Source organism: Geodermatophilus sp. SYSU D00708 (assembly GCF_054050115.1).
The window spans coordinates 1-7121 of the sequence record NZ_JBJGYS010000058.1 but is presented as its reverse complement, the minus strand read 5'-3'; the positions used below and the strand labels follow the sequence as shown (position 1 = coordinate 7121).

Annotated in this window: 2 protein-coding genes; both read left to right on the top strand. The window is 73.3% G+C overall.

Features of this window, described 5'->3' with window-relative positions; translation table 11 throughout:
- The first annotated feature begins 414 nt into the window (after positions 1–414).
- Complete coding sequence (locus ACI79D_RS24810) at positions 415–3786, top strand: PKD domain-containing protein (RefSeq protein ID WP_456921204.1); 3372 nt, start codon at positions 415–417, stop codon at positions 3784–3786.
- A 310-nt stretch (positions 3787–4096) separates the two neighbouring features.
- On the top strand, positions 4097–7121 hold a 3025-nt coding region (locus ACI79D_RS24805; protein WP_456921203.1), incomplete at its 3' end, for a PKD domain-containing protein.

Sequence of the window (7121 nt, the reverse complement as noted above, 5' to 3'; positions counted from 1 at the left end):
CGGGACCGCACTGCGCGGTCCCGGCGGGGGCTCCCGCGCGTCCGGGGGAGGAGGGGTGACCCGCCCTCACGGTGACCCCGGACGGGCTACCGATGCCGATCACCCAGGGTGATGAACGGACCTGTGTGGGCGTGTCAGCCCCAGGTGAATCACCGGATCGTGCGGGGTGACGCCCACTGGTGACCCGATCTTCGTCACGCTTAGTGTTCGTCGATCCGTCCACGCCGGACGGGTCCGCAGGGCAACACACACGGGGGGCGGGTCATGCGCAGGTGGTCGTCAGGAGCGTCCAGGAGGGCCCTGTCGGGGCTGCTCGCCGGAGCGCTCGTCGGAGGTTCTCTCGGGCTGCTGTCGCCGGCGCCGGCTGCCGCGGACACCGCGCCACCCACGCCCTCGGCCGCCACGCCGACCACGGTGTCGGCCGACGCGCTGCCGACCGTGCAGATCGACGGGGTGGTCTGGTCGCAGGTCGTCGTCGGCAACCGGGTGTACGCCGCCGGCAAGTTCACCCGGGCCCGCCCGGCCGGGGCCCCGGCCGGCACGCAGGAGGTCGTGCGCAACAACCTGCTGGCCTACGACATCCGCACCGGCGAGCTGGTCACCTCGTTCGTCCCGGACCTCAACGGGCAGGCGATGGTGGTCACGGCGTCGCCGGACGGCAAGCGCATCTACGTCGGCGGCGACTTCACCAAGGCCAACGGCCAGACGCGCAACCGCATCGCCGCCTACGACACCGCCACCGGTGCGCTGGTCACCACCTTCAAGCCCAGCGTCAACAAGCAGGTGCGCGCCCTGGCCGCGACCAACACCACGGTGTACCTCGGCGGCAGCTTCTCCGCCGTCGGCTCGGTGAGCCGGACCCGGCTGGCGGCGGTGTCGGCCAGCAACGGCGCGCTGCAGTCGTGGGCGCCGCGGCCGGGCGCCGCCGCCACCGACGGCAGCGACACGGTCCTGTCGCTGGTCGTGACCAACGGCGGCACCCAGGTCGTCGCCGCGGGCCGGTTCGCCACCCTCAACGGCGTCGCGGCCCCCGGGGTCGGCGCGCTGCACGCGACCACCGGCGCCACGCGGACCTTCGCGGTCAACAAGCTGGTCACCAACCAGGGGATCAACTCCGCCATCTGGAACCTGTCCACCGACGGGACGACGGTCTACGGCAGCGGCTACGACTTCGGCGGCCCGGGCAACCTCGAGGGCACCTTCGCCGCGACCGCGGCCGGCGGGGCCCTGGTCTCGGTGGCCTACTGCCGGGGCGACAACTACTCGAGCTTCGCCACCGGCGGCGCGCTCTACATCGCCTCCCACATGCACAACTGCTCGTACGTGGGCGGCTACCCCGAGCAGAACCCGCAGGTCTTCAAGTTCGCCACGGCGTTCAGCACCGCCGTCTCCGGCACGGTCGCCACGAACACCTTCCGAAACAAGAACTTCGCGGGCAAGCCGGCCCTGCCGCTGCTGCCGTGGTTCCCGACGATGACCCCGGGCACCTACACCGGGCAGTTCCAGGCCGGCTGGAGCGTCACGGGCAACAGCTCCTACGTCGTCTACGGAGGCGAGTTCCCCCGCGTCAACGGCGTCGGGCAGCAGGGCCTGGTGCGCTACGCCGTCCCGAAGCTGGCGCCGAACGACGTGGGGCCCGACGACGCGGGGCTCGCCCCGACGTTCACGGCCCTGGCCGACGGCGCGCTGCGGGTGGCCTGGCAGGCCACCAACGACCAGGACAACCAGTACCTGACCTACCGGGTCTACCGGGACCGCAACCCCGTGCCGATCCACGAGACCACCCAGCCGTCGACGTGGTGGAACGAGCCGGCCATGTCCATCGGCGACACCGGGTTGTCCGCCGGCACCCACGAGTACCAGGTGACGGCCACCGACCCCATGGGGAACGTGGCGCGGTCGCCGTGGACGCCGGTCACCGTCGCCGCCGGCGCACCGGCGCGGCCGTACGCCGACGCGGTCCGCGCCGACGGCGCGGCCGGCCACTGGTCGCTCGGTGAGCGGACCGGCAGCACGGCCTTCGACCTGGCCGCGCGCACCGACCTCACCCTCGGGACCGGGGTCACCCGCGAGGCGACGGGCGCGCTCTCCGGGGACGCCGACGGGGCCGTGACGCTCGACGGCAGCACGACGACGGCCTACGCGGGGACCCCGGCGAAGATCGCCGCGCCGCAGACCTTCACCGTCGAGGCGTGGTTCAGGACGACGTCGGCCACCGGCGGGCGCATCGTCGGCTTCACCGACGCCGTCGGCACGGGCACCGGTCGGTACTACGATCGGCTCGTCTACCTCGACAGCGCCGGCCGGGTCTCCTTCGGCGTCTACTCCGGCGCCAAGCGGATCGTGCAGACCGCCACCGCCTACAACGACGGCGCCTGGCACCACGTTGCCGCCTCGATGGGCAAGCAGGGCATGGCCCTCTACGTCGACGGGACCCTGGTCGGGTCGCGCACCGACACGACGACCGGGCAGGTGTCCACCGGCAACTGGCGGATCGGCGCGGACAAGTCGTGGTCCGGGCTGGCCTCGTTCAACGGCAGCATCGACGAGGTCGCGGTCTACCCGACCGTGCTCAGCGCGGCCCAGGTCGCCGCGCACGTCGCCGCCGGGACGTCGGGGACGTTCAACCGGGCGCCGCTGGCGGCGTTCACCTCCGCGGTGACCCACCTGGACGCGTCCTTCGACGCGGCCGGCTCCGGTGACGGCGACGGGACCGTCACCGGCTACGCGTGGTCGTTCGGTGACGGCAGCACGGCCACCGGCGCGACCGCCCGGCACACCTACACCGCCGCCGGCTCGTACACGGTGCGGCTGACCGTGACCGACGACGACGGTGCCTCGTCCACCGCGCAGCAGACCGTCACGGTGACCGCCCCGCCGCCGAACCAGCCGCCGTCGGCCGCGTTCACGGCGACCGCGTCGGGGCTGGCGGTGCTGCTCGACGGCCGCGGCTCGGCCGACACCGACGGCACGGTGGCCTCCTACGAGTGGGCCTGGGGCGACGGGACCCCGGCCGGTTCGGGTGCCACCGCCCAGCACACGTACGCCCAGGCCGGCACCTACACGGTGCGGCTGACGGTGACCGACGACGACGGCGCGACGGCGTCCACGACGCGGCAGGTCACCGTCACGGCCCCGCCGACCGGTGTCGTCGCCGCCGACGCGTTCGGGCGGACGGTGTCCGGTGGGCTGGGCACCGCCGACGTGGGTGGGGCGTGGACGGCCTCGGTGGGCGCGTCGCGGTTGTCGGTGACGCCGGGGACGGCGGTGCTGGGTCTGCCGGGGGCGGGCAACAACACCGGTGCCTACCTGGGTGACGTGTCGGTGACCGACGCCGACGTGCGGGCGAAGCTGGCGCTGAGTGCGGCGCCGGTGGGTGGTCCGGTGTCGATGTACGTGGTCGGCCGGCGGGTCGACGCGGCCAACGAGTACGCGGTCAACGTCAAGGTCGCCGCCGGCGGTCAGGTGTCGCTGTTGCTGAGCCGGGTGGCCGGCAACGTCGAGGCGTGGCCGGGCGGTGAGGTCGTCGTCCCGGGGCTGACCTACGAGGCCGGCACGGTGCTCAACGTGCGGGTGCAGGTCTCCGGTACCGGCACGACCACGGTGAAGGCCACGGTCTGGGCCGAGGGCAGCGCCGAGCCGGCGACCCCGCAGCTCACGCGCACCGACACCACCGCCGCCCTCCAGGAGGCCGGGTCGGTGGGGCTGAGCGCCTACCGGGCCGGCAGCAGCACCGAGGCCACCACCGTCCGGGTCACCGGGTTCGAGGTGACCGAGGGGCGCTGACCCGGCCGCCGGAGGAGGGCTCCGGGGGCCGGTCGAGGCATCGGCCGGCCCCCGACCCCGCCGCTCATTGCGATCCGGATGTGCTTCGTCACGGAAGGTGACTACCCCCTCCCTCCGTCGGGGGAGGATCACAGTCCGTCACCGGATCGTGTGATCCCGCACGTCATGGCGCCGTGCCATGGTCACTCTCGGTACACGCGGACCACGGGGGTGGTCGGCGCTCGTGTACGAGCACGTGGGGGAATCAGCGATGAGTGCATCGTCGGGGGCTGCGCCGTGGCGCGTCCTGTCCGGCCTGGTCAGTGTGTTGGTGGGTGCCGGCAGCCTCGCGTTGCTGCCCGCGACGGCGGCGCAGGCGGACTCCGCCCCCGCCGGCGCGCAGAGCCCGGCCAACCCGACCACGGTCGCGGCGGACGCCCTCCCGACCGTCCAGATCAACGGCGTGGCCTGGGCGCAGGCCGTCGTCGGCAACACCGTCTACGTCGGTGGCTCCTTCAGCACCGCGCGTCCGGCCGGGGCCGCCGGGGGCACGCAGGAGACGCCGCGCAGCAACCTGCTCGCCTACGACATCCGCACCGGCGAGCTGATCACCTCGTTCGCGCCGCAGCTCAACGGCCAGGTGCTGGCGGTCACCGCCTCGCCCGACGGCTCGCGGGTCTACGTCGCCGGTGACTTCACCGAGGTCGACGGCCAGGTGCGCAAGCGGGTCGCCGCCTTCGACACGGCCAGCGGCCAGCTCATCACCACCTGGAAGCCCAGCGTCCAGAGCCAGGTGCGCGCGATCGCCGCGACCGCCGACACCGTCTACCTCGGCGGCAGCATCACCGCCGTCGGCAGCGTCAGCCGCTCCCGGCTGGCCGCGGTCTCGGCCGCCGACGGCTCGCTGCTGCCGTGGGCCCCGGTGCCGGGCATCGGGTCCACCGCCGGCAACTCCAACGGCTCGAAGGGCACCAGCGACGAGGTGACCGCGCTGGTGGTCACCGGCGGGGGCGCCCAGGTGGTGGCCGGGGGCCGCTTCGACACGATGAACGGCAGCAAGGCGACCGGCGTCGCCGCGCTCGACCCGGTCACCGGGGCCAACCGGCCGTTCGCCATCAACCAGCGGCTGACCAACCAGGGCGTCAACTCCGGCGTGTGGAGCCTCTCCACCGACGGCGACGTCGTCTACGGCACCGCCTACGACTACTACGGCCCCGGCAACCTCGAGGGGAACTTCGCGGTCCGGGCCGACGGCGGCGCGATCATCGAGATCAACGACTGCCGCGGCGACACCTACTCCAGCTACGCCATGAACGGCGCGATCTACGTCGCCAGCCACACCCACGACTGCGGGAACATCGGCGGCTACCCCGAGCAGCCCACCCGGGTGCACAAGTTCGCCACCGCCTACAGCGCCACGCCCACCGGCACGGTCGGCAGCGGCACCCTCACCAACGGCAACTTCCGCGGCCAGCCGGCCGGCTCGCTGCTGAGCTGGTTCCCGACCATGACCCCGGGCACCTACACCGGCCAGGGGCAGGCCGGCTGGAGCGTCACCGGCAACGGCGAGTACCTGGTGTACGGCGGCGAGTTCACCAAGGTGAACAGCACCGGCCAGCAGGGCCTGGTCCGGTACGCGGTGCCCGGCACCGCGGCCAACCGCGTCGGCCCGTCGGCCGACGGCTTCACGGCCACCGCCACCTCGCCGGCCCCCGGCCAGGTCGCGATCTCCTGGAAGGCCACCAGCGACCAGGACAACGCCGCGCTCACCTACCGGGTCGAGCGCGAGGGCAGCGACCTCCCGGTCGCCGAGACGGTCCGGTCCTCGACCTGGTGGAACACCCCGGCCATGTCGGCGAACGACTCCGGCGTCAGCGGCACCCTCCGGTACCGGGTGGTGGCCACCGACCCGTTCGGCAACTCCGCCACCACCTCCTGGGTGTCGGTGGACGTCGCCGCGGCCACCGGCGGGCAGACGACCAAGCCCTACGCCGACGTCGTCCGCGCCGACGCGCCGTCGTCCTACTGGCGGCTCGGCGAGACCACGGGCAGCGCGGCCGCGGACGCGATGAACCGCGCCCCCCTGACCGTCGGCTCCGGCGTCACCAAGGGCGCCGCCGGTGCGCTGACCGGTGACACCAACAGGGCGTACTCCTTCAACGGCAGCGCGACGGCCACCCTGGCCACGTCGTCGGCGGCCGCGGCGCCGAACACCTTCACCGAGGAGGGGTGGTTCCAGACCACCTCGACCACCGGCGGCCGGATCATGGGGTACGCCAACGCCAAGTCCGGCTCCAGCTCCACCTACGACCGGCAGGTCTGGCTCGACGCCCAGGGCCGGGTGAACTTCACCGTCAACGTGCGCTTCCTCTTCTGGAACCTGCCGCAGACGATCACCAGTTCGACCCCGGTCAACGACGGCAAGTGGCACCACGTCGCCGCGAGCATGAGCTCGGCGGGCATGGTGCTCTACGTCGACGGCAAGCAGGTCGGCACCCGAAGCGACGTCACGTCGGGCCAGTCGTACAACGGCTACTTCCGGGTCGGCAGCGACAAGGCGATCGGCGGCTCGAGCACCTTCACCGGCCGGATCGACGAGGTCGCGGTGTACACCAAGGCGCTGTCGGCGGCCCAGGTCGCCGCGCACGCCACCGCGGCCACGGGCGGCAAGCCGGCCAACACCGCGCCGGCCGCCCGCTTCACCGGCACGACGTCGGAGCTGACCGCCGCGTTCGACGCGGGCACCTCCAGCGACGCCGATGGCACCGTGGCCTCCTACGCCTGGGACTTCGGTGACCAGACCAAGGCCACCGGCGTCACGGCGACCCACGCCTACGCCGCGGGCGGCACCTACGCCGTCACGCTCACCGTGACCGACGACAAGGGCGCCACCGCCGTGGCCAGCCGCCTGGTGACCGTCGCGCCGGCGCCGCCGAACGTCGCACCGTCCGCGGAGTTCACCGCCACGGGCAAGGACCTCGGGATCAGCCTGGACGCCGGCCGGTCGGCCGACACCGACGGGTCGATCACCTCGTACGCCTGGGAGTTCGGTGACGGCACGACCGGCACCGGGGCGACCGCGGCGCACGACTACACGGTGGGCGGCACGTACACGGTGCGGTTGACCGTGACCGACGACGACGGGGCGACCGCCACCGCCGAGCGCCAGGTCGTGGCCACCGAGCCGGTGAGCAACGAGATCGTCGCCAAGGACACCTTCAACCGGACCGTCTCGGCCGGTCTGGGGACCGCTGACGTGGGTGGTGCGTGGAAGGCGTCGGCCGGTGCCAGCCGGCTGTCGGTGACCCCGGGGACGGCGGTGCTGTCGCTGCCGGGCAAGGGCAACAACACCGGCG